Origin of the sequence: Nonomuraea sp. NPDC046570 (genome assembly GCF_040645915.1) — a bacterium.
Lineage (GTDB): Bacteria > Actinomycetota > Actinomycetes > Streptosporangiales > Streptosporangiaceae > Nonomuraea.
In genome coordinates, this window is sequence record NZ_JBEYZF010000014.1 from 103,763 (window position 1) to 125,934 (window position 22,172).

Here is a 22,172-nt window from a genome sequence, read left to right on the forward strand (position 1 = left end):
GATTGCCTCACGTTGACCATCATGCGGGTCCCGGCGACCCCTGAGAGACGCTAGGCTGCCCGGTTTCGCCGAATTTAAGAACTTTACGTAGCCCGCTGGAGATCAGCAGAGCCACCAGAAGCTCGCTGAACAGAAGACCGTAGCCCACCGCGTTCACGTTCGCGAAGGGGAAGAGCACCAGGATCGACACCAGCACCAGCAGCGCCAGCCCGATCTGCACGATCGCCAGCTCCCGGGCCCGGCCCTGCGCCCTGAGCGCGCTCAGGTAGACCTCGATCAGCACCCGCGGCAGCACGGCGAGGGCCATGAGCCTGAGGAGCGTCGTGCCTTCCGCGGCGAACCCGTCACCGAAGATCGTCAGGATCAGCGGAGCGGCGACGACCGCCACCACGATGATCGGCGTGATGATCATAAGGGCTCGGCGGAGGGCGCGGCGACAGTTCTGCGCGAGCCGGGAGCGGTCGAAGGACCCCTCCACGGTGAGCGAGATCGCCATGTTCATCGCCAGCAGCTCGATCATGCAGCCCAGCGTGTGCGCCATCGAGAAGCGGCCGAACGTCGCCTCGCCCACCTGGGCGGCCACCAGCACCGGCACCAGGTAGACGATCGCCAGGATCGACAGCGTGCCGGGGAAGTCACCGGCCAGGAACCGGCCGACCTCGCGCATCCTGGGCGGCTCGGCCGTGCCCGCGGACTCCCTCACGTGCCGGGGCACCAGGATCCCGAAGATCAGGTAGTTGATCGGGACCAGCGCGATCGCCGTCGGCACGATCCACGAGGTGAAGATGCCGCTCTCCGGCAGCGCCCCCGCGAGCGCGACCAGCAGGCCCATCTTGAGCAGCCCGTAGGCGAGGCTGTTCACCGGCACCCAGGTGGCCTTGCGCAGGCCGGTGAGCACCACGTCCTGCAGGGTGAACACCGACCACACCAGGACCGAGGCGACGAAGAACAGCCCGGGGCCGAAGCCGCCGAGCACCGAGTAGATGTCGCCCCACAGGGGCAGCGTCAGCAGGAAGCCGACCGCGGCCGCGCCTCCGGTCGCCGCCGCGACGCCGTACCCGCGCAGGATGAGTTCCGGGGTGCGGCGGCCGGTGATGGGGATGTACTTGGCCAGCGCGCCCACGAAGCCGAGCGCGGTCAGCGAGGCGAACAGGCGCATCGCGCTGATCAGGGCCTGGCCGCTGCCGAACTGCTCGGGGGTGTAGTAGCGGGCGGCGAGCAACCAGTAGCCCATGCCCAGCGTCGCGGTGATGCCCGTGTTGGCCATCAGCGCGTAGCCGTTGCGGAACAACGGGTTGCTGAGGTCTCGCAGAAGCTTCTGCCAGACCGTGGGGCTAGACATTCCCGCGTACCCGCCGCAGGCCGTACCTCGTGCGCCTGACGATCGCGTAGCCCTTCGTCAGCATGCGTTCGCGCATGTAGATCAGCGGGACCGCGGTGCCTTCGACCGCGCGCCTGAACATGCTCATCGTGGTGTGCTGGGCGACCGTCAGGCGGGGGATGGCCAGCACGTCGTGCCGGTCGGCGGCGATGGTGTTGCTCACCGCGCAGGCCGCCCAGTAGCCGGCCCGGCGCACCTCGCGGCGCACCCGGGCGCTGGAGTACCCGTACGGGTAGGCCATGGTGGCGACCGGCGCGCCGATCTTCTCCTCCAGCAGGCCCTTGTTCTTACGCAGCTCCTGGCGCAGGTCGGTGTCGGACAGCTGGTCGAGCTGCGGGTGGCTGTGGCTGTGGCCGCCGATCTCGATGCCGGCCTGGGCGGCCTCGCGGGCCTGGCCCCAGGTGAGCATGTCGTCGAGCGGGCGGCCCGCCGCGTCCTTGCCCGCGTCGGACACCCAGCCGCTGGTCAGGAAGACCGTGGCGGGGAAGTTGTGACGTTCCAGGACCGGCAGCGCCTCGGTGTGGAAGTCGGCGTAGCCGTCGTCGAAGGTGACCACGACCGGCTTGTCCGGCAGCGACCGGCCGTTGTTCTTGTTGAGCGAGGCCACCATGTCCGCGACCGTCAGCGGCGTGAAGCCGTGCTCGGACAGGTAGGACAGGTGCTCGGAGAAGTCACCGGGCCGGACCGCGAGCGGCTTGGTCTCGGGGTTGGGCCGGTCGGTGACCGAGTGGTACATGAGGATCGGCACACGGATCATGAGCGCACCAGTTTCAGACGTGCGGAACCTACGACATAGCCCCAGGTGGTCCAGGCCAGGCCGACCACGATCGCACCCGCCCTGCCCAGGCCGCCCACGTCGCCGCGGAGCGCCTCGCCGACGCCGCGCAGCGCGCCGAGCGGCAGCGCCTTCAGCGCGTGCGCCCGCTCGCTGGCCAGGCCGTCCTGGGAGCCGACGCTCTGCGTGACCAGGGCCTTGGACAGCCCTTCGGCGTAGCACCTGGAGCGGAAGTAGGCGAACGTCTCGCGCTGCTTCGACACCTTGTGCCCGATCGCCGCGCCGGGCTCGAACAGCATGACCGCACCGGGTTTGCGCTGGCTCAGCCGGATGCAGAACTCGGTCTCCTCGCAGCCCAGCGGGCGGCTCTTGCGCCCCTGGACGCTGCGCCCGATCCCGCTGTGGAAGCCGCCCACCTCGGCCACCACCCCGCGCCGGAACGCGGCGTTGCCGCCCATCACGTTGCGGATGGGCGACCTGACCGAGGGCATGCCGCGGTAGCTGGCGCCGACGGTCCAGTCGAACTCGTACGGAAACCAGCGCGGCCTGCGTCCCGAGGCCCACAGCGGTTCGGTCCTGCCGCCCACGCCGACCACCGACGAGTTCTGGAAGCCCTCCTCCAAAGCCTCCAGCCAGCCGGGATCGGCGACCGCGTCATCGTCCAGATAGGCGACGATGTCCCCGGTGGCGGTGTCGGCACCGGTGTTCTTGCCGCCGGACAGGCCCTTGTCGTGCGTGTTCTCCACCACGACGGCCTGCGGGTAGGCGCGCTTGAGTTTCAGGAGCAGGTCAGGGTTGTAGTCCACGACCAGGATCAGTTCGTGGGCCGCGCGCCGCTGCCCGTCCACGGACTCGACCGCCTGCCTGATGTCCTCCCAGCGCTCCTCGGTGTAGACGCAGATGACGACTGACGTGTTCACAGGTTCACCTTCAGGCGACACCCCGGTCGACCGCGCGAGCGGTGGCGGGCTCGGGCAGGGGGGCGGCCGGCATGGTGCGGCGCTCCCGGATGATGGTCTTGAGCACCCGGATCCCGTCGCGCACGGCGTGCAGGTTGCTCTCGCCGTGGATGCGGCAGCGCTCGTGGCTCGGCACCTCGTGGATCTTCAACCCGGCCTTGGCCGCGCGTACGTTCATCAGCGTCTCGACCTCGAAGCCGTCGCAGTCGAGGTCCAGCACGTCCAGGTGGCGGGCCCAGAAGGCGTTGTAGCCGTAGCAGAGGTCGGTGTACTTGGTCTTGTAGATGGCGTTGACCAGGCCGGTCAGCACCTTGTTGCCGAACTTGCGGCTGAAGGTCAGGTCGTCGCTGCCGCCGCCGGCCGCGTAGCGCGAGCCCTTGACGAAGTCGGCGCCGGTCACCAGCGCCCCGACGAAGCTGATGATCTCGCGCCCGTCGGTGGAGCCGTCCGCGTCGATCATGACGATGATGTCGCTCGTGCAGGCCGCGAAACCGGCCGCGAGGGCGTCGCCCTTGCCCTTGCCGGTCTGCGTGACGACCTTCACGTTAGGGCGCAGGCGGCGGGCGACGGCGACCGTGTCGTCGACGGAGTTGCCGTCGACCAGCACGATCTCGTCGATCCACTGCGGCAGCGTGGCGAACACGTGGGGAAGGTTCTCCGCCTCGTTCATGGCCGGAACGACGACGCTCACCGTTGGAGAAATGGCCAGGTGGGGCGTCAGTGGCGTGAACCGCTCGATCGGCGGCATGGACCGCAGGGGTGCGACCTGGGCCTTGCCGTTGTGCTTGATGATCTCGGGACTCATGGTGAGGACAATCCTTCCGGGACCTGTCGCTGCCGAACGGACCCGGGTGCCACTCTCGGGAAGGGAAATGGCGGATGCGGGAAGCGGTGCATGAAGGGTCCAGTGAGGGTGAGGGTGACAACGGATGTAGCTGGGATGCGGGTGGGAGTGCTCAGCGCGCTCCCGAGGGTTCCTTGACTGGTGCGTTGGGCGACTCTGAGTGCAGAGTGGTGCGGACTCTGCCAAAACCCTTGAGCACTCGATCGGCCACCCTATAAAGAGACGGTCGATCGGTGACGATTGTTCGCGCCTTGTTGAAAGGTGTTCGACCGATCCAGTGAACGGCCGCCGCGGCGGACGGCCGGGAGATGCGTCCTTCGGCGACGAGCAGGGCCCCGCTCTTCAGCCAGTCCTTGTACTCCTTGCCGCCCTTGCCCATGTCGACCTGGTGCAGACCGGCCTTGGCCGCGGCCTCGGCCATCTGCAGGTGGTGCACGATGCCGGGCGAGTAGCGGGCGAACTCGGTGTCGTAGGCGGGGAACCAGCCGACCAGCGTCGTCGCGGTGCGCAGGCCGAAGTGGCCCGCGACGGGGACGTCGCCGGAGTAGAGCATGGTGAGGACGCCGGAGAAGTCGGCAGAGCGCTCGGCGTGCATGATGTCGATCAGCTCGACGATCCACGGCTGGGCGAAGCGGTCGACGCGGCCGGTCCGCCGGTACTGGTCGGACTTCCACGCCAGCAGCGTGCGCAGCACGTCGTCGGCGGCGCTGGCCCACTCGAAGCGCAGCTCACCCTGCTCCCGGCCGAGCTTGCGCTCCTTGTAGCGCACGGTCTTGAGGTTCTTCGGCGAGTTGGCCTTCACCTGCTCGATCCAGGTGTCGTACCCGGCGGTCAGGTCCATGATCGGCGCGGGCCGTACATCGGTCTCGAAGGGGGCGAAGGTGGGCTGGCCGGCGACCATGTGGTCGAAGTCGAAGACGCTCAGTTTGCAGGCGCGCAGCAGGGCCTTCGGGTTGACCTGAAAGTCCGGAATCGAAATCAAACCGTGACACGTAGTGAGGAAGCCGCCGAGGGGTTTCCCGATGCCGAAACTGTGCCGTTCGTAGGGGAAGAAACCCACGATCGAGCCGCCGTCCTCGATGACGGCCACCCGCACGTAGTCGCGCAGGCGGTCCATCGCCAGGGCGAACTCGATCGACAGAAACGGGTTGTCGAGTGACGGGTCCGCCTTCTGCAACTCGCGCCATCGGGACCTTTCGGCGATCCCGAGGTCTCCCGGCCGTACGACTGTGATGTTCACCTTGACCTGGCCCCTTGTTCGGTCTGCATGTTCTTGTTCCCCCGGTACAACACGCGCAGTACGTACATGAACCCGCCGAGCACGGCGACCGTCGCAACGCCGGCCCGGGGCGACCACGCGTCGAACAGGAGCATGGCTTGGGCAAGGAGGACGTTAAGGACGAGACTTGCCGCGGCTCCTACTGATAGTGCGGCAAGTGGGTCACGATCACGCAACAGTCCGACGACCGCCGCCCCTGGAACCACCAGGAGGAACAAGGAGATCAAAAACGGACGTAGCGGCGTCTCGATGTCGGCGAGGGCGATCACTGCCCCCGCCACGCAGGCGAGCGCGAGTGCCCCCGTGAGCACCCTCCGCTTACTGAGCATGTCCTGACTCCTGGCCTCTCGCTGGTAAAGGCATGGTTGATCGCATTATTCATGGGATCAACCCGGTCGCGGGCGCGTCAACGCCGACGCTTGGTGGCCGCACCTGGTTTACCGGGACGCAGAGATTCCGGTGTGGTCTGCGCCACACCGTCAAGAGTCCCCCGACCCGGAGTGGCCCCCAAGCAAACCAGGATGCCCTATCTTGGCATGCTCCCGCGGCCGTCCGTCCGGTTTATGTCCCTTTGTCGTTAGAATGAGTTCTTGACGGGGGATCTACCGTGGTGTTACTCCGCCAGGTCTCCAGGACCCGAACTGGTGCCCGTGCTGTCGGAGGGGGTGGGCGTCGGCTCCTCGGGCTCCTCGGGCTCCTCGCCCTCCTGGGCGACCCAGGAGACCGCGCAACTCGACCTGCCGCCGTTGGAGCGGAAGGACACCCGGCCCGTACCGCCCAGGCCGGGCTGGTCGACCGTCACCCAGACGGCCACCGAGCCGCCCGCCTTCACCGAGCCGCTGGCCGGGTAGAGGCTGAGCCCCGGCGAGGCGCTCCCGGTCCAGTGGACGGCGGCCTCGCGCGCGGAGATCTGGATCGTTCCGGCCCCGTCGACCGGCCCGGGGCAGCCCAGCGACAGGCGGGCGGTGGGCGGCGCGGGCGGGCGGCGGGAGGTCGTCGGCTCGGCGGCGGGCCTGGTGGTGGCCGCAACCGGTTGCGGGGGCTGGGTCCTGAGCCGCGGCCGCGGCTGCTCCCGGGTCGGTGTCGGGGTCGGGGCCTGGGCCGGCTCCGGCGTGGACTCCGCGAAGTCGGTCTGCAGCTCGGGCTCGGGTTCCGTCGGCTCCGCCGAGGGGACGGCCGCGGACGGCGGCGGGACCACCCGCAGCGCCGCGGGCTCGCCCTGCCCGTTGATCACGACCATCGCCCCGGTGGCGGCCAGCACGCCGACGGCCGCGATCACCACCGGCCCGAGCCTGCGCGGGCGGCGACGCGAGCGCCGCTCGACGACCATGGGGAACCCCGTCTTGTCGAAGCTGTCGCCCCGCTCCATGATCAGGGTGCGACTCTGGTCGCGCTCGGGGTTCACCGAGGTCTCGATCACCCGGCGGCGCAGCGAGATCGGCGGGAAGGCCACCGGCACCATGTCGAGCAGCCGGCCGGCCGACACGTGCCGGTGCCTGCCCTCGGTGCAGACCTCGCAGCCGCCGATGTGCCCCGACAGCCGCCGGCGCAGCATCGGGGTGAGCGGCCCCTCCCAGGAGTCGACCATCGCCGACAGGTCGGGGCAGTGCGCCCGGCCCGTCCTGGCCAGTACCACCGCGGCGGCGGCGTTCTCCAGGTGGTCGCGGGCCCGGCCGAGCCTGGTGGTCGCCTGCCGGGAGGTGAGCCCGAGCACCGCGCCCACCTCCGAGGGCGTCAGGGCGTGCCTGAGCGAGAGCTCCAGCACCTCGCGCTCGCCCCTGCTCAGCTCCGACAGCGCCGCGTGCACCAGCTCGGCCAGCTCGGGGTCCTCGGGGTCGTCGAGCATCGGCAGCGGGGTGCCCTGGGCGGGGGTGGGCCTGGCCGAGGCCTTGGCGACGCTCTGGAAGCGGGTCAGCGCGTACAGCCAGGCGCGCAGCCTGGTGCTCTCCTTGAGCCGCCCCACGCACCCCTGCGCGGTGACGAGCGCGTCGTGTACGGCCTCCCCGGCACTGTCCCGCTCACCGGTCAGCGAGCACGCGTAGTCGTGCAGCCGCTCGGCGTACGCGTCGTAGAGCCGCTCGGGGGCGTCGGGTTCGGCGCGCCGCAGCGCGTCCACCAGCTGATGATCGTCGGCACGGTCGACGGTCGGCCATCCGGGCACGGATTCCCCTCCCCGCAGGACAGAGCTTGTGAAGCAGGCCCCACGCGCGTTGGACGCCGCCTGCCCCGGCCCGGTTGTCCGGCGGGTGCCCGGCCATGCCCAGAAGGCATGACCGGTCCCGGATCAGCTGTCGTCCTCGCAGTCCGGCATGCACAGCCTGCGCGACATGCCGCGCAGGAAGAAGTCGCGCACCGCCAGGACGTCCTTGGCGATGTAGGCCTCGCCGCCGCTGGCCTTGGCCAGCGCGTCCATCTGCTTCTTGCCCTTGGGCGCGTCCGGGCCGAAGGCGATGATCAGCAGGTTGACCGGGCGCTTGGGGTCGTACTCCTTCTTGAGGTAGTTCAGTATCTGCGCGTCGGTCGTGCCGCCCGGGTCGTCGTTGCCCGCGCCGTCGGTCAGGATCAGGATCGTGTTGATCTTGTCCCGCTCGTAGCTCGCCTTCATCTGCTGGTAGGCGGCCATCAGCGTGTCGTTGAGGCCCGTGTCACCTGTCGGCTTCGCCTGGACGGTGGCGAGCTGCTGGGCCAGCGCCTCCTTGCGCAGCACGCCGTCCACGCTCTCGGCCAGCGGCCCGACCGAGACGAGCTCGCGCCAGTCCTGCTCGCCCTGCAGCAGCGTCGAGAACGCCCACACGCCGATCTCCGAGCTGGCCGGGAACAACCCCAGGCCCTCACCGGCGATCTTGCCGATGGCCTGCATGCGGTTCATGGTGGTGCCCGGCACCGGCAGGACCATCGTGCCGGACACGTCCAGCAGCGCGAGCAGGCGGGTGCCCAGGTTCAGGCGGGACCACGACTGGGCCATGCTGGCGACGGCCTTGCCGTCCGGCGGCTCCAGGGCCGCGGGCGCGGCGGCGCTGAAGCCCCGGTCCGTCGACAGCGCGGAGCCCGACTTGCCGTCGGGGGAGCGGAAGCCGTAGTCGCGCATGGTCTTCCTGGCGGACTCGGCGCCGAGCTGCTTCTGGAAGGCGGCGGCGGCCTTCACCGCGGTCGGGTCCTTGGCGGTCACCATGATCGGGTAGTCGAGGCTGAGCGTGCCCTCGACCGGGTAGAGCGGCACCACCGGCGCGTCGGGCTTCTTGGTGTTGTGCGCCCAGACGCTCTGCTCGGTGGCGACGCCCAGCGGCACCTTGCGGCCCGACTTCACGGTGAGGCTGGCCAGCAGCGCGGCCGGGTCGGCCACCACCTGCCCGGAGAGCTGCTTGAGCGCGCCGACGAGCTGCTTGTCGGTCAGGCCGGTCTTCCTGGCCGCGCCGGCGGCGGCCAGCAGCGCGCTGAGTCCGGCGGCGTTCTTCTGCGGGTCGAGCGCCAGCACCCGGATCTTGCGGCCGGGCCCGTTGGGGTTGGCCACGTTGGCCGTGTTGATCAGGCCCTGCCAGCTCGGCTGGAACGTTTTGGTCAGGGTGGTGGCCGCGCTCTTGGCGGCGGCGAGCACGATGGGGGAGCGGGCGATCGAACCGGCGGGCTCGGGCACCGCCTCCCCGCCGCTGGAACCCCGCAGCCGGTCGACCGTCAGGCTGGAGTCGGCCACCCACAGGTCGGCGGCCAGCTTGCCGTTGATCAGGCCGTTGCCCGCCTTGGACGTGCTCTCCTTGGTCACCGCCACGGTGACGCAGCGGTCGTCGAGCGGGTGCGGGTCCTGGTTGTACTTCGTGGCGATCTTGTTGATCGCCGGATGCAGGTCCGGGGTGGCGACCACGCGCAGCGTCAGCTTCTCGCCGGTGCAGGCGCGCTGCCGAGTGAAGATCACATAAGCCGCGACACCGAGGAGTACGGCCAGCGCCACGGCGCCCGCCAGCGGCACGAGGACCCTGCTCCTGCCACTGCCGCCGCGCTTTTTGCGAGGTGCCGGCTCGGGTGGATTGAAGCCATCCTCGAGCTCATCTGTGCGGTGTCGCCCCACGATGTCCTCTTCGGTGTCGAGACGTTCCGGAGAATTCGGGTCACCCTATCGGGAGATACTCCGCAGTGCTTCTGGAACGATACTCGGTGCGCTTAGTGCGTCAAAACGGCTGTTGTGGTGCAACGATCGGCTCTAGTGACAGCAGTGGTGACCCCGCCAGGCCCGCCGTCCCTCACGTACGGCGACCGCAGCCAGCGCCACCGCGACCGCGGGATCCACCCACCACCAGCCGAGCGAGCCGAGCCACAGCCCGGCCAGCACCCCGGCCGCCATCGCGGCGCAGATGAGGTTCTGGGTGCCCTCGCCCTGGGTCGACGGCGAGCCCAGCCGGGCGCCGACCCGGCGCTTGAGCGTCCCCAGCGCCGGCATGCTGACCAGGCTGATCGCGGTCACCGCGACCCCCAGCGCCGAGGGAACCGCCCGATGCCCCGCCCCGAGATCGTGCGCCACGTGCAGGACCAGATACGGGGCCAGCAACCAGAAGCTGACCGCCACCGCCCGCCGCGCCCGCTCCTCCGCATGCGGCGAGTGGGTACGCGACCCGGTGAACCGCCACACCACGATCAAGCTGGCCAGCGCCTCGACCAGGGCCGACAGCCCCCAGCCGATCAGCGCCACCGAATGCGCCCGCAGCCCCGCGAACAGCCCGAGCGAACTCTCCAGCCCGAGCCACACCAGCGTGGCCAACGACAGCAGGCGGGCCAGGCGCGCGTCTCGCCGCCATGCTGCTGACGCGGCCGGATGCACGTGAACCCGCTGGTCAGACACCATGACCCCCGCCTCCTCCGTGTCCGGCCGTCGACAGCGATCTGTACCATACCCACTACAGAGAGTAGCTCTTGCCATCTGCGGCAAAGCATGGTCAATATTGCGATGGTTCGTTCCGTCGGGGGGAAGGACGACCTGCGTGCCGTTCACGCCCAGTCACATCGCCGCGGTCCTGCCGTTCATCACCGTGCCCAGGTTGCGCCGCTGGCTGGACCCGTGGGCGCTCGCGATCGGCACCATGGTGCCCGACCTGCCGATCTTCCTGCCGTTCCTGCCGGACTACTCCGACTGGCACTCCCTGCGCGGGGTGCTCACGCTCGACCTGGTCTCCGTCGTCGTGCTGCTCGGCGTCTTCCACGCGGTCGTCAGGGAGCCGCTGATCGCGCTCCTGCCGCCGGGCCTGGCCGGTCGGGCGGCCACCCTCACTCCGTCGTACCGGATCGTGCCCGTCCTGCTCGGCGGCGTGCTCGGCTCCGCCACGCACGTGCTGTGGGACTCCTTCACGCATTCCCACGGGCCCGCGTTCTGGGGGGTGAGCTGGCTCGGGGCGAGCGTGTTCGGGGTGATCCGGCTGTTCCGGCTGCTGCAGTACGTCTCCTCGGTGGTCGGCCTGGTCCTGGTCGTCTGGTGGGCGGTCCGCGGCCTGTCCCGGCTGCCCGCCGTCCCGCCGCCGCCCTGGCTGCGCCTCCCCGCCCGGGTACGCCACGGCGTCCTGGCCGCCTGCGCCGCCGCCTCGCTGCTCGGCGCGGTGGTCTGGCCGTACCTGTACCCGCCCGCCGCCAAGTTCGGCATCGCCGGACTGATCACCAAGGTCGGGGCCGGGACGCTGGTCGGGCTCTGCCTGGTGCTCGCCTGCTACGCCACGATCTGGCAGTTCAGGCGGCTCGTGGCAGTATTCGAGGATGCCTGAGTACGTTTCCGACGCCGGCGACCCTCGCCTGGCCGATTTCACCCGGCTGCGCGAGGTGGAACTGCGCAAGAGCCTGGAGGCCGAGCAGGGCCTGTTCGTCGCCGAGGGCGAGAAGGTGATCCGGCGGGCCATCGGCGCGGGCTACCCGATCCGCTCGGTGCTGACCACGTCCCGCTGGCTGCCCGCCCTGTCCGACGTCCTCGGCGACGCCACCGTGTACGTGGTGGACGAGACCGTGATGGAGTCCGTCACCGGTTTCCAGGTCCACCGGGGCGCTCTGGCCTCCATGGAGCGCCTGGCCCTGCCTCCGGTCGAGGAGGTGCTGGCCGCCTCCACCAGGATCGTGGTCCTGGAGGACCTGGTCGACCACGGGAACGTCGGCGCGATCTTCCGCTGTGCCGCCGCCCTCGGCGTCCAGGCGGTGATCCTCTCCCCCCGCTGCGCCGACCCCCTCTACCGCAGGTCCGTCAAGGTCTCCATGGGCGCGGTCTTCTCCATCCCGTACGCCCGGATGACCAACTGGTACGACGGCCTGGCCCAACTCCGCGCCGCGGGCTTCCAGACCCTGGCCCTCACCCCCGACCAGGCCGCCACCCCCATCGACAGCGTCAAGATGGCCGAGCGCGTGGCCCTCCTGCTGGGCTCCGAGGGCGACGGCCTCTCCTCCCGCTGGTTGCACGAAGCCGACGAACCGGTCTGCATCCCGATGAGCCCGACCGCGATGGCCGCGGGCGTCGACTCCCTCAACGTGGTGGCCGCCGCCGCCATCGCCTGCCACGGCCTGATGTCCTGACGACGGCGTAGACCGGCGCCCGGCCCGCTCGATCATCTCCGCGCCTCGCCGGGCCGGTGACCGCTCTCCGGCCCGGCGGAGGTTCCTCGCGTTCAGGCGGCCGTGATCTGTTCCTCGGCGAAGTCCAGCAACTGTTCGGCGGTGCTGAAGCGGCGCGCGTCCTGGTCGCCCAGCAGGACGCCGACCACCCGCCGCCCCGCCCGCTCCCCGGCGAACACCAGGCAGTACCCCGCCGCGCTGGTGTAGCCCGTCTTGATCCCCAGCACTCCCGACGTCATGCCCAGCAGCTTGTTGGTGTTGCGCCAGGTGTGCGCCCGATGAACCGAGTTCTTGGCGACCTTGTGCACCGACTTCCCGACGACCGTCCGGAACGTCGGGTCGTCAAGCGCCTTGTCGGCGAGCACGGCCTGGTCGACGGCCGTCGAGTGCCCGCCACCGCGCGGAGTCGGCAGGCCGTCGGCGTTGGTGTAGACGGTGTCCGTCAGCCCGAGCCCCCGGGCGGCGGCGTTCATCTTGGCCACGAACCGGGCCCGGCCGGGGCCGTACCTCCTGGCCAGGGCGTTGGCGGCGTCGGCGCCCGACGGCAGCATCAGCCCGTGAAGCAGGTCCCTGACGGTCAGCTTCTCGCCCGCGCGCAGCGCCGCGCTGGTGGCCCCGTTGACGGCCGCGTACCGCACGTCCTCCTTGGTGATCGTGATCGTGTCACCCAGTTGGGCCTCCCGCAGCACCACATAGGCGGTCATCACCTTCACCAGGCTGGCCACCGGCACCCTGCGCGTCTGCCGCTTGCCGAAGTGCACCGTCCCCGCCGAGTCCACGACATAGGCCGCCCGAGCCCCCACCTCGGGCGCCCGCTCGGCGTGCGCCGGCGCGGACAACCCCGTGACAACAGCGAGTACGGCAGAGCAGGCGACTACCCGAATACCCCCTATATGCATGCCAGACATCGTGACAGGTGATCAACCGTTGATATGCGGAACTTGACCCGAAGCCGGGAAAACATCCGCTTGACAGGGGTAAATGATCGTTACCATACGCATTCCGGGGGAGAACGCCATGGCGGGCAAGTTTGTGATCACAAAGGACAGGCGAGGCGAGTTCCGCTTCAAGCTGGTCGCCGGAAACGGGCAGACGATCGCTGTGAGCGAGGGCTACACGACCAAGGCCGCCTGCGTCAACGGCGTCGAGTCGGTGCGCAGGTACGCCGCCGACGCCCCCATCGACGACACCACGCTGGCGACCGTCTGACCGGGCAGGGCCCTCGTCAGGCGACGAGGGCCCTCTTGCGCCTGCGCCGCCAGGCGAGGAACCCGCCGAGGGCCGCGACGAACGCCACCGCCGCGGCGCCGGCGGCGGCGGGGGAGTGGGCGGCCAGTTCCAGCCAGCCCCAGATCAGCGTGTACAGCCCGAACGACCACACGGGCACCCAGGTCAGGCAGCCGAGCGCGCTCGCCACGACGTACCAGGGATAGGACACGCGCAGCGCGCCCGCCACCCACGGCAGCGTGTGCCGCAGCATGGGCACCCAGAAGCACCCGTAGACGGCCAGCGCCCCCCACTTCTCCACCACCCGCTCCACCGCGCGGATGCGCTCCCGCCCGAGCTTCACGCCGATCTTGGAGTCGTAGAGCTTCTCGCCGAGCTTGTGCCCGACCCAGTAGTAGACCTGGAAGGCGCCGAACAGGGCGACGCCCCCGGCGACGACCCACAGCCAGAAGGGCAGGCCGAGCCAGAAGGCGCGAGTGGGGTCCTCGATGGCGAACGCCACGTACATCACCACCACCCTGGGACACCCATTAGGTCAGCCTTACCTTATTTGATGGCCGAACCGGGTTCCAACCCCACCCCCCGAGCTGCAAGTGGACGGCAAGCCGGGATCAACCCCTTTGGCCTACATATAGGAGCATGGGGACGAGAAGCACGGCGGTTCTGGCCAGTGGCAGCGCGAGCGCGGCGAAGTTGCTCGTCGCGGCACTCGCCTTCACCGCAGCCTATGTGGGCGTCTCGGCCTACGACACGGCCAACTCCGCTCCCGCGCCGCAGAGCCGTACCACCACGACGATCAGGTTCGCCGCCGTCACCACCGACGTCGCGCCCGAGGCCGGCTCCGTGGCGGTGAACCCGCTGACCACCTCGGGCGGCTGCGAGCGCGCCTTCCGGGCGCGCGGCGTCGTGGTCAGCCCCACCCCCGGCGACACCGTCCTGTACGGCTGGCGCCTGGCCCGCTGGAGCGCTCCAGCCCACGCCTGGAAGACCTACCTGGTCGACCACGAAGGCTTCTACGGCTCCCGCAGGACCGTCTCCTGGGAGCCCCGCGTCGTCGGCAACCCCGGCTGGTACCGCGTGGAGCTGAGCGTCGAGGGCGGCAGGACGATCAGGAGCGAGAAGTTCCTGGTGAGTTGCTGACCGCACGCTGGGCGGCCTCCACCCAGCGCGGCACGCCGACCCGCTCGGCCACCTCCAGCGCCTTGCGGTAGTGATCGTAGGCCGCCTGCGGCAGGTCGAGCCTGATCGCCAGGTCGCCCAGCGTCAGCGCCACCGGCCAGAGCGCCACCACACCCGTGCCCGCCCCGGCGATCCGGTCGGAGAACGGCTTGAGCTTGTCGTAGCAGTCGACCATCCGCTCCCGGTCGTCCAGCAGCATCCCGGCCAGCGCCCGCCAGGTCATCGCCAGCTCGTACAGGAAGTCGGGACGCACCGGCGGGCGGGTCGCAGCCACCGCCTTGGCGTCGGCCAGGTGACCCGCCGAGGCCAGCGCGAGGGCGTAGGCGTCGAGGGTCCACTTGGCACCCCGCTGGTGCGCCTCGGCCAGGATGTCGACCATCTCCGCCGCCCGGCCGGCGACCAGGTGCAGGCAGAACGCCGTGATCAGCGGCAGGTCCTGGCGCCCTTCGAGCATCCCGGCGCGCGCGGTCATCCTGGCCGCGTCCCGGTAGGCCCGCTCGGCCCCGGCGTAGTCGCCCGCGATCATCAGCCGCTGCCCGTCGTACCAGGCGCACACCGCCGCGGGCGCCGACAGGTCGTACTGCTTGGCCAGCCGCTCGGCCGCCGCCGCGTGCTCGTCGGAGGTGACGAACTCGCCGCGCGCCGCGGCCACCTCCAGCAGCACCAGGTGGGCCAGCGCCTGCACCGCCATCTGCCCGGACCGCTGCGCGACCTCCAGCAGCTCGCGCCCGATGCTCTCCCGGGTGTCGACCGCCGGGATGTCGTAGGACTGGCGCAGCCGCCCGCTCAACGCCACCGCGAGCAGCGCCGGATCACCGCTCCGCCGCGCCAGCTCCAGCGCCTCCAGCGCCGCCTGCCGCCCGCGCTCGGGCGAGGAGGAACCCTCCAGCTCCAGCGCCAGCGTGGTGAGCAGGCTCGCGCGCAGCGTCTGCTCGCCCTCGGGCAGCTCCATCAACGCCTTCTCGGTGACGTCGACGATCTCCCACGCGGTCCGGGTGAAGTCCCGCGCCATACCCTTGTGCGGTACGGCCAGCGACGCCGCCACCCGCGCGGTGATCTCCAGGTCGTCCAGCGGCCTGGCCGCCTCCATCGCGTCGCGCCGCCGCAGCCGGGCCGCGGTCATGTCGCCGCACAGCGCCAGCGCCTTGATCTGGCGCAGCATCAGCAGCAGCCGCTCCCTGGCGTCGCCGCCGGTCCGGTCGAAGGCCGCGGTGGCCTGCTCCCACAGCGTCGCCGCCTCGCGGTGCGCGAACCGCCGCTCGGCCTGCTCGGCGGCCAGCTTGGCGTAGTGGACGGCCTTGTGAGCCGTCTCCGCGGTCCCCGCGGCGAAGTAGTGGTGGGCGAGCGCCGCCACATCGGCCGCGCTGCGCTGCTCGATGACCGCCGCCACCGACGCGTGCAGCCGGGTACGGCGCAGCCGCGAGGCGTCGGAGTAGATCGTGTCCCTGACCAGGTCGTGGTCGAAGCGCAGCATCCCGGGCCCCGGCTCGGTCACCAGCCCGGCCAGCAGCGCCGCCTCGACCGCCTCCACGACGGCGTCCTCGTCACCGGCGACGTCCACCAGCACGTCCACGTCGACGTCGCGGCCGATCACCGCCGCCTGCAGCAGGATCTGCTGGGCGCCCGCGGGCAGCCGGGAGATGCGCCGCCGCAGCACGTCGCGTACACCCGAGGGCACGCCCGACAGCACCTCGGCCGCGGTCGCCCTGGCGCTGACCGCCTCGGCGTCGAGCAGGCGCACGGTCTCCCGCACGAAGAACGGGTTGCCGCCGGTGCGCTCCACGATGGAGTCGACGGCCTCCTCGTCCACCTCGCGCACGCAGGTGGCCCTGACCAGCTCGGCGACCGCCTTGGGGTCGAGACCGGACAGGCCGACCCGGACGGGGCCGAGCCTCGCCAGCGCGGCCAGCACGTCGGCCTGCCGGTCGTCCAGCTCGCTGTCGCGGCAGGTCACCACGAGCAGCACCCGGCTGGTGGCCAGCAGGCTCGGCAGCGCGCGCAGCAGCGCCAGGGTCTGGTCGTCGGCCCAGTGCAGGTCCTCCAGCGTCAGCAGCACCGGCGCCCGGCGGGCCACGCCCGCCAGGTAGCCGCCGACCGCCCGGTGCAGGCGGAAGCCGCCGGACGCCTCGTCGTCGTCGGGGTCGGGGTCGGCGTCCTCCAGCAGCGGCGCCAGGAGCTGGGCGTATTCGCCCGCGCCGTTGACGGTCACCAGGCTGCGCAGGATCTCCACCCACGCCCAGCCCGGCGGGGTGGCGCTGGAGTCGGGGCAGGCGCCCGCGGCGGTGCTCCAGCCGTCGGCGCCCAGCCTGTCCTGGAGGCGGCGCAGCAGCGTGGTCTTGCCCGCGCCCGCGTCGCCGGTGACGATCGCCACCTCGAAGCGGGCCGTCCGCGCGGCGGCGGTGACCAGCCGGCTCAGCTCGGAGTCGCGGCCGACGAACGGCTCGGGCTCCAGCGGCGGCGGCTCGACGGGCTGCACCGCCGTACGTGGCGGCCAGGTGTCGGTGACCGGCGGGTGTGAGCGCGCGGGGCGCGGCGTGACCGCCAGCTCCAGCCCGGGAGCCTGGGCCAGGATGTCGGACTCCAGCTTGCGCAGCGCGGGCCCGGGGTCGATGCCGAGCTCGTCGGCGAGGATCGCCCGCGCCCTGCGCAGCGCGGCCAGCGCGTCGCCCTGCCGGCCGCAGCGGTAGAGGCCGAGGGCGAGCAGGCGCCAGCCCTCCTCGCGCAGCGGGTGCTCGGTGGTCAGCGCCTCCAGGTCGGGCACCGTCTCGGCGGGCATGCCGAGGCGCAGCCCGGTGTCGGCGTGCCGCTCGCGGGCCACCAGGCGCAGCTCGGTCAGCCGGTTGACCTCGGCCTCGGCCCACGGCTGGTCGGCGAAGTCGGAGTACGGCGTGCCGCGCCACAGGCCGAGCGCCTTCTCCAGGCGGGCCCGCGCGGCCTGCGGGTCGTCGCCCTCCATGAGCTCGCCGGCCGAGCGGGCGAGCTGCTCGAAGCGCAGCGCGTCCACCTGGTCGGGCGTCACCCGCAGCGCGTAGCCGGAGGCGACGGTGACGAGCAGCCGGTTGGGGCCGCCGCGCGGCCTGCCGGGCTCCAGCACCCTGCGCAGTCGCGAGATGTACACCTGCAGACCCGACTGCGCGCCCTTGGCGGTGTCGTCGTCCCACAGGTCGTACAGCAGCGTGTCGACCGGCACGACCTGTCCTCTGGCCACGAGTAACCGGGCGAGGACGGCCCGCTGCCGCAACCCGCCGAGGTCGAGTTCGTCGTCGCTTTCGTACGCCTCGACTGGCCCCAGTACCCGGAACGCCACCATGTCAGCCGCCACGCTATGCGGGCTTCCGAATCACGCACAAGGTCTTTGTGTTGTTTGCGATGGTCACGGCTGGGATTTCAGGCTCTCGGGTTGGGTCGGTGCGGCGGACGAACGGCCGTTGCGCCTGCGCAGGAGGGCCCACGCGCCCAGGGCCAGTCCGCCGAAGGGGATCTCGATAGTGTAAGTCCAGAAGCCGAAGAGCAGCGCAGTGGCCGCCGCCGGAGCGGTGTCCACCCCGAAGAACACCAGGAACGCGACCGTTCCCGCCTCCATGAAGCCCGCGCCGCTCGGCGTGATCACCGCGGTGGTGAGCACCCGGGACAGGGCGAAGACCGCGATCGACTGGGCGAGGCCGGGGTAGGCGCCGGTGGCGAGCATGCAGCAGACCATGATCAGCCATTGCAGGCCCAGGAAGGCGATCATGCCGAGGGACAGGCCCGCCCACCGGGTCCTGACGATCGCGGCGGTGTCGGTGCGCAACCGCTGCAGCGCGCCGGAGGCGGCGTGCTCGTGGGGGCGGAACCTGGGCGGCGCCAGCCGTACCAGGGCGTCGAGGGCGCGGCCGAGGAGGGTGGCGGCGCGGTCCCAGTAGAGGGCGGCCACCACGACGGCCACCAGCGCCAGGATGGACAGTGCGCCGACCCAGCCGGCCTTGGCGATCGTGGGACTGGGCACCTGGCCCGCGAGCAGCAGTGCCAGGATGCCGACGGCCGGCAGGATGAACCTGAACAGGGTGTTCCACACGCCGCTGACCAGCGCCATCACCACGATCGACCGGTTGGCGAAGCCCCAGCCCCTGGCCATCGCGAAGGTCAGCGCCACCCCGGCGGCGCCGCCGAAGGGCAGCACGTTGCTGACCGCGCTGCCCGCGGCGTTGAGCGTCAGCGCCTGCGGGTGCGTCAGTCCGGGCAGCGAGTTGGTGAGCACGAAGGTGTACGCCAGCAGGCTCAGCAGCCACGCCGCCGCCATCGCCGCGATCATCCCGGGGCCGAGGGCGGAGAACTCCGCGCCGATCTGGTGCCAGGAGACGTGTTTGCCGGTCAGCGCCTGCACGAGTTGCGGCAGGTAGACGACCAGGGCGACGGCCAGTCCGAGCGACAGGACCGACAGTGTGGCCTGGACCCACTTGTTCTTCACGGGCGGTCGCTCTCCTTCGGCCCCTCCTCGAAGGGGTGCCTGAGCCGGGCGCCCGGCGCGAGGTCGCGCCTGACGTACCACTCGGTGCCGAAGACCAGGCGGTAGAGCGGGCCGGGGATCTTCAGCAGGACGGCCAGCGTGCGGTCACTCTTGCCGCCGCTCGCCTGGGAGGCGTGCGCGGCCATGCTGGCCCGCTTCTGCCTGATGTACTTGCGCACGTTGACCCGGTGGGTGATCGTCTCGCCAGCGGAGTAGGCGCTCTCGAAGGTGCGAAGGTCGAACTCGGGCGGGAAGCGGTGGAACTTGGACGCCGTGCGCAGCGCCCTGAGTAGCGGGTCGCGGTTGACCGTCGCCTCCAGGACGATCGGCGTGCCGGCGATCTCGGCCGCCCGCTTGCCCACCCGGTGCACCTGTACGTGGTCGGGATGGCCGTAGCCGCCAGCCGGGTCGTAGATCGACAACAGGTCGGCCCGCTCCTCGTCGAGGATGGCCGCCAGCGCGCGGGCCGCCTGCTCGCAGTCGGCGTCGATGAAGGCGTTGTCCGGCCGATGCTCGGCGATGCCGCCCGACGGGCTCAGCCCCGAGTCGCCGTAGTCGAGGCACTCCACCCTGGCGCAGCCGAGCAGCGCGGCCGACTTGTACAGCTCGGCCATGCGGGTCTCGCCCAGGGCCGCCCCCGGTTCGAGTTCGGCCAGTCCGCGCTCGCCCGCCGTGGCCACGACGAGCACCACGCGGTGCCCTTCCGCCGCGAGCAGCGCCATCGTGCCCGCCGTCAGCAGGGCTTCGTCGTCGGGGTGGGCATGGAAGAAGACTGCGGTACGAGGCACGAAGCCAGCCTATTTGCCCCGCATGGAGGCTGGCGCACTCATCGGGCGATCTAGGGTGGGACGGGTGAGGATCCTTCACGTGAGTGACTGTTACCTGCCGCGCCTGGGGGGCATCGAGGTGCAGGTCGCGGACCTCGTGCGGATGCAGCGGGAGGCCGGCCACGAGGTCGAGGTGGCGACGGCGACCAAGGGGGAGCCGCTGCCCGGCGTCCACCGCATCGTCGCCAGGATGCCCTTCGATCTGCCCGTGCACCCGTTCGGTGTGGGACATCTCACCCGGCTGATGACCTCCTGGCGCCCCGACGTGGTGCACGTGCACACCGGGGCGGTCTCGCCGTTCGCCTGGATGGGCGTGCGCGCCGCCGTACGGGCGGGACTGCCCGCCGTCGTCACCGTGCACAGCATGTGGGACCCGGTCACCAGGGGTCTGTACACCGCGCTGCGGCTGCTGTTCGAGTGGCACCGCTGGGGCCTGGTCGCGACCACGGTGAGCAACGCGGCCGCCCGGCCGATCCGCGCGGTCGCGGGCCGGAGGATCCCGGTGAACGTGGTCCCCAACGGCCTCGACGTGTCCGGCTGGCGGCACGTCGGCTCCGGCGCGCGCGGCCACGACGGCGAGGTGCACGTGGTGGCGGTGGGCCGCCTGGCGCCGCGCAAGCAGCCGGTGCGGCTGCTGAAGCTGCTGCGGGCGGCCCGCGCGAAGGTCCCCCCGGGCGTGCCGATGCGGGTCACGATCATCGGCGACGGCCCGGCCCGCTCCTCCATGGAGCGCTTCCTGCGCGAGCACGGCATGTCCGGCTGGGTGTCGCTGCCCGGCCGGCACACCCGCGAGGAGATCGCCAAGGTGCTCGCCTCGGCCGACGTGTTCGTCGCGCCCGCGCCGCGCGAGTCCTTCGGCATCGCCGCCCTGGAGGCCCGCGCCGCGGGCCTGCCGGTGGTCGCCCGCGCCCAGAGCGGCGTCTCCGACTTCGTCCGGCACGGCGAGGAGGGCCTGCTCGGCGCCACCTTCGACGACCTGGCCGACGCGCTGGCCACGCTGATCGCCGACGACGAGCTCCGCGAGCGGATCGCCGCCCACAACCGCGACACCGCGCCCTCGGTCGGCGCCTGGCCCGCGGTGCTGGAGGGGTTCGACCGCTGCTACGCCCAGGTCCGCGAGCGGGGAGCCTAACGGCGGTTGAGCACCACGTAGCCGTCGCGCTCGAAGACCTTCGTGTACCCGGTCGCCAGCAGGTCCGCCACGCGCTTCGCCTGGTCCTCCGCCGACCCGAAGGGGAACTCCCAGCGGTTCACGTCGGCGACCACCCAGGGCGCGTTGCGCGGCTCGTGGTCCCACAGCAGCACGGTGGCCCTGGCGGTCAGGGCCGGGCCGAGGGAGTTGACGGTCTCGACCACGACCCCGGAGGGGACCTTGGCCACCGCCTCGGCCGCCGCGATGGACCTGACCTGGTCGCCCCGGTAGAAGTCCTTGTCGAAGAGCTGGTCGAGGGCGAACCGGGGCACCAGCGTGATCGCCACCGCGAGCACCGCCGTGGCCCAGGCCAGCCGCAGCCCCCGGTCCTCGGCGCGGCCGAGCCACTTCAGCAGGCGGGCCAGGCCGTCCACCCCGGCGAGGAAGAGGATCACCACGGTGAACGCGTTGTACTGGAAGTCGGCCTGCCACCACAGCACCCGGTCCGACAGCATGCGCTCCAGCACGTGCGGCAGCGCGACCACCGAGAGCGGCGAGAGCAGGCAGAGCAGCAGCGTGGGCCAGACCATCAGGAAGAGCGTGTCGACCTTGGCCTCTTCGCTGAACGGCAGCGCCAGCGTGCCCAGTGGGTCACTCAGCATGGCCAGCAGCGCGCTCGGCACGCTGTCGCCGAGATGGCCGTAGGCCCAGAAGTCACTGGTGTCGCCGCCGGCCATGGGGATGAGCACGCCGCGCACGAGGACCGTCCAGGCGACGCCGACGGCCACGCAGACCGCGCCGCGCAGCCGGTCGCGCACCAGCACCAGGTAGACCCCGAACCCGATCACCATCAGACCCATGTCCTCCTTGACCAGCAGGAGGCCGAACATGGCGAGGAAGGCGGGCACCGGCCGACCGGCGTGGTAGCGCTCGATCATCGCGGCCGTGAGCACGGGGACGAACATCACCTCGTGCGCGTCGAACGCGGCGGCCTGCGCGATGGGCCAGGACAGGGCGTAGGCGACGGCGACGAGGTAGGCGGGCTTGGTGCCGAGCACCCGGCGGGTGAACGCCCACACGAACGGGATGGCGGCGGCGAACAGCAGCGCCTGCGCGACGATCAGGCTCGCGGGCCCGTCGTAGATCCAGTAGAACGGCGCGAGCAGCGCGTAGATGGGCGAGAAGTGGTCGGCGAGCTGAAGATACTCCAGCCCCCTGCCGTGGAAACTACCGATCGACGGCGAGTACGGCGCGGCGAACTTCGCGTAGTTGCGGACCGTCTGGTCGACGATGACCAGGTCGAAGGTGGTGGCCCGGAAGGTGCCCAGCTTGACCAGCCCGACCACGGCGTAGGCGGCGGCGGACAGCAGGGTGATCACCGTCACCCATGCGGGATGTCCCTTGAACCTGGTGAGCGCGCTCGCTGCCGTCACTCTGTTCTCCGTCACCTGCGACAGGTTAGGGGGACGAGCGGTTGGCGTGCCACGGCCGCCGCGCCGCGCTGCCCCCC

The 22,172-nt window shown here is 71.1% G+C and carries 20 protein-coding genes; 5 read left to right on the forward strand and 15 right to left on the reverse strand.

Annotated features, from left to right (window positions below):
* Nucleotides 1–19: 19 nt before the first annotated feature.
* The 9 genes from ABZ911_RS22945 to ABZ911_RS22985 form a co-directional block, all read right to left on the reverse strand.
* Nucleotides 20–1,342 carry a hypothetical protein gene (locus ABZ911_RS22945; RefSeq protein ID WP_358059158.1) on the reverse strand — a complete coding sequence of 441 codons (1,323 nt, stop codon included), beginning with the start codon at nucleotides 1,340–1,342 and terminating at the stop codon, nucleotides 20–22.
* Nucleotides 1,335–2,138, reverse strand: coding sequence for a polysaccharide deacetylase family protein (locus ABZ911_RS22950; RefSeq protein WP_358059161.1), 804 nt, complete (start codon nucleotides 2,136–2,138; stop codon nucleotides 1,335–1,337). The genes ABZ911_RS22945 and ABZ911_RS22950 overlap by 8 nt, the downstream gene beginning before the upstream one ends.
* A complete protein-coding gene (locus tag ABZ911_RS22955; protein ID WP_358059164.1) occupies nucleotides 2,135–3,076 on the reverse strand; it encodes a glycosyltransferase family 2 protein in 942 nt (313 codons plus the stop codon). The genes ABZ911_RS22950 and ABZ911_RS22955 overlap by 4 nt, the downstream gene beginning before the upstream one ends.
* A gap of 10 nt (nucleotides 3,077–3,086) precedes the next feature.
* Nucleotides 3,087–3,920, reverse strand: a complete 834-nt coding sequence (locus tag ABZ911_RS22960; protein ID WP_358059167.1) for a glycosyltransferase family 2 protein — start codon at nucleotides 3,918–3,920, stop codon at nucleotides 3,087–3,089.
* A gap of 151 nt (nucleotides 3,921–4,071) precedes the next feature.
* Nucleotides 4,072–5,199 carry a GNAT family N-acetyltransferase gene (locus tag ABZ911_RS22965; protein ID WP_358059170.1) on the reverse strand — a complete coding sequence of 376 codons (1,128 nt, stop codon included), beginning with the start codon at nucleotides 5,197–5,199 and terminating at the stop codon, nucleotides 4,072–4,074.
* Nucleotides 5,196–5,567 carry a hypothetical protein gene (locus tag ABZ911_RS22970; RefSeq protein WP_358059172.1) on the reverse strand — a complete coding sequence of 124 codons (372 nt, stop codon included), beginning with the start codon at nucleotides 5,565–5,567 and terminating at the stop codon, nucleotides 5,196–5,198. The genes ABZ911_RS22965 and ABZ911_RS22970 overlap by 4 nt, the downstream gene beginning before the upstream one ends.
* Before the next feature lie 284 nt (nucleotides 5,568–5,851).
* Nucleotides 5,852–7,399: a sigma factor-like helix-turn-helix DNA-binding protein gene (locus ABZ911_RS22975; RefSeq protein ID WP_358059175.1), complete on the reverse strand. Its 1,548-nt coding sequence runs from the start codon at nucleotides 7,397–7,399 to the stop codon at nucleotides 5,852–5,854.
* A 123-nt stretch (nucleotides 7,400–7,522) separates the two neighbouring features.
* Complete coding sequence (locus tag ABZ911_RS22980) at nucleotides 7,523–9,202, reverse strand: substrate-binding and VWA domain-containing protein (RefSeq protein WP_358059177.1); 1,680 nt, start codon at nucleotides 9,200–9,202, stop codon at nucleotides 7,523–7,525.
* 231 nt (nucleotides 9,203–9,433) lie between these two features.
* Nucleotides 9,434–10,072, reverse strand: coding sequence for a cation transporter (locus ABZ911_RS22985; RefSeq protein ID WP_358059179.1), 639 nt, complete (start codon nucleotides 10,070–10,072; stop codon nucleotides 9,434–9,436).
* A gap of 136 nt (nucleotides 10,073–10,208) precedes the next feature.
* Here ABZ911_RS22985 and ABZ911_RS22990 point away from each other — a divergent pair, with 136 nt between their 5' ends.
* Together ABZ911_RS22990 and ABZ911_RS22995 are read left to right on the forward strand one after the other, a co-directional pair.
* Complete coding sequence (locus ABZ911_RS22990) at nucleotides 10,209–10,979, forward strand: DUF4184 family protein (RefSeq protein ID WP_358059181.1); 771 nt, start codon at nucleotides 10,209–10,211, stop codon at nucleotides 10,977–10,979.
* Complete coding sequence (locus ABZ911_RS22995) at nucleotides 10,972–11,772, forward strand: RNA methyltransferase (RefSeq protein ID WP_358059183.1); 801 nt, start codon at nucleotides 10,972–10,974, stop codon at nucleotides 11,770–11,772. Before ABZ911_RS22990 ends, ABZ911_RS22995 begins: the two co-directional genes overlap by 8 nt.
* 92 nt (nucleotides 11,773–11,864) lie before the next feature.
* On the opposite strand, the gene ABZ911_RS23000 is transcribed toward ABZ911_RS22995, so the two are convergent.
* Nucleotides 11,865–12,650, reverse strand: a complete 786-nt coding sequence (locus tag ABZ911_RS23000) for a serine hydrolase (RefSeq protein WP_358059186.1) — start codon at nucleotides 12,648–12,650, stop codon at nucleotides 11,865–11,867.
* Between the two features lie 178 nt (nucleotides 12,651–12,828).
* Here ABZ911_RS23000 and ABZ911_RS23005 point away from each other — a divergent pair, with 178 nt between their 5' ends.
* Nucleotides 12,829–13,020: a YegP family protein gene (locus ABZ911_RS23005; RefSeq protein ID WP_358059189.1), complete on the forward strand. Its 192-nt coding sequence runs from the start codon at nucleotides 12,829–12,831 to the stop codon at nucleotides 13,018–13,020.
* A gap of 16 nt (nucleotides 13,021–13,036) precedes the next feature.
* Here the strand turns inward: ABZ911_RS23005 and ABZ911_RS23010 are convergent, their stop codons facing one another.
* Complete coding sequence (locus ABZ911_RS23010; protein ID WP_358059192.1) at nucleotides 13,037–13,546, reverse strand: VTT domain-containing protein; 510 nt, start codon at nucleotides 13,544–13,546, stop codon at nucleotides 13,037–13,039.
* A gap of 131 nt (nucleotides 13,547–13,677) precedes the next feature.
* On the opposite strand from ABZ911_RS23010, the gene ABZ911_RS23015 reads away from it, so the two are divergent.
* Nucleotides 13,678–14,178 carry a hypothetical protein gene (locus ABZ911_RS23015; RefSeq protein ID WP_358059195.1) on the forward strand — a complete coding sequence of 167 codons (501 nt, stop codon included), beginning with the start codon at nucleotides 13,678–13,680 and terminating at the stop codon, nucleotides 14,176–14,178.
* On the opposite strand, the gene ABZ911_RS23020 is transcribed toward ABZ911_RS23015, so the two are convergent.
* From ABZ911_RS23020 to ABZ911_RS23030, 3 genes are all read right to left on the reverse strand, one after another.
* A complete protein-coding gene (locus tag ABZ911_RS23020; protein WP_358059198.1) occupies nucleotides 14,147–17,527 on the reverse strand; it encodes a BTAD domain-containing putative transcriptional regulator in 3,381 nt (1,126 codons plus the stop codon). The two genes, ABZ911_RS23015 and ABZ911_RS23020, sit on opposite strands and share 32 nt — an antisense overlap.
* A gap of 63 nt (nucleotides 17,528–17,590) precedes the next feature.
* The gene (locus ABZ911_RS23025) at nucleotides 17,591–18,664 is read right to left on the reverse strand and encodes a lysylphosphatidylglycerol synthase domain-containing protein (RefSeq protein ID WP_358059201.1); all 1,074 of its coding nucleotides are present in this window, start codon (nucleotides 18,662–18,664) and stop codon (nucleotides 17,591–17,593) included.
* Complete coding sequence (locus tag ABZ911_RS23030; protein ID WP_358059204.1) at nucleotides 18,661–19,491, reverse strand: PIG-L family deacetylase; 831 nt, start codon at nucleotides 19,489–19,491, stop codon at nucleotides 18,661–18,663. Before ABZ911_RS23030 ends, ABZ911_RS23025 begins: the two co-directional genes overlap by 4 nt.
* 79 nt (nucleotides 19,492–19,570) lie before the next feature.
* Between ABZ911_RS23030 and ABZ911_RS23035 the strand changes: the two genes are divergently transcribed.
* Complete coding sequence (locus ABZ911_RS23035) at nucleotides 19,571–20,662, forward strand: glycosyltransferase family 4 protein (protein ID WP_358059207.1); 1,092 nt, start codon at nucleotides 19,571–19,573, stop codon at nucleotides 20,660–20,662.
* On the opposite strand, the gene ABZ911_RS23040 is transcribed toward ABZ911_RS23035, so the two are convergent.
* Entirely contained in the window at nucleotides 20,659–22,110 is a 1,452-nt protein-coding gene (locus ABZ911_RS23040) for a DUF2079 domain-containing protein (protein ID WP_358059210.1), read from the reverse strand. The two genes, ABZ911_RS23035 and ABZ911_RS23040, sit on opposite strands and share 4 nt — an antisense overlap.
* Nucleotides 22,111–22,172 lie beyond the last annotated feature (62 nt).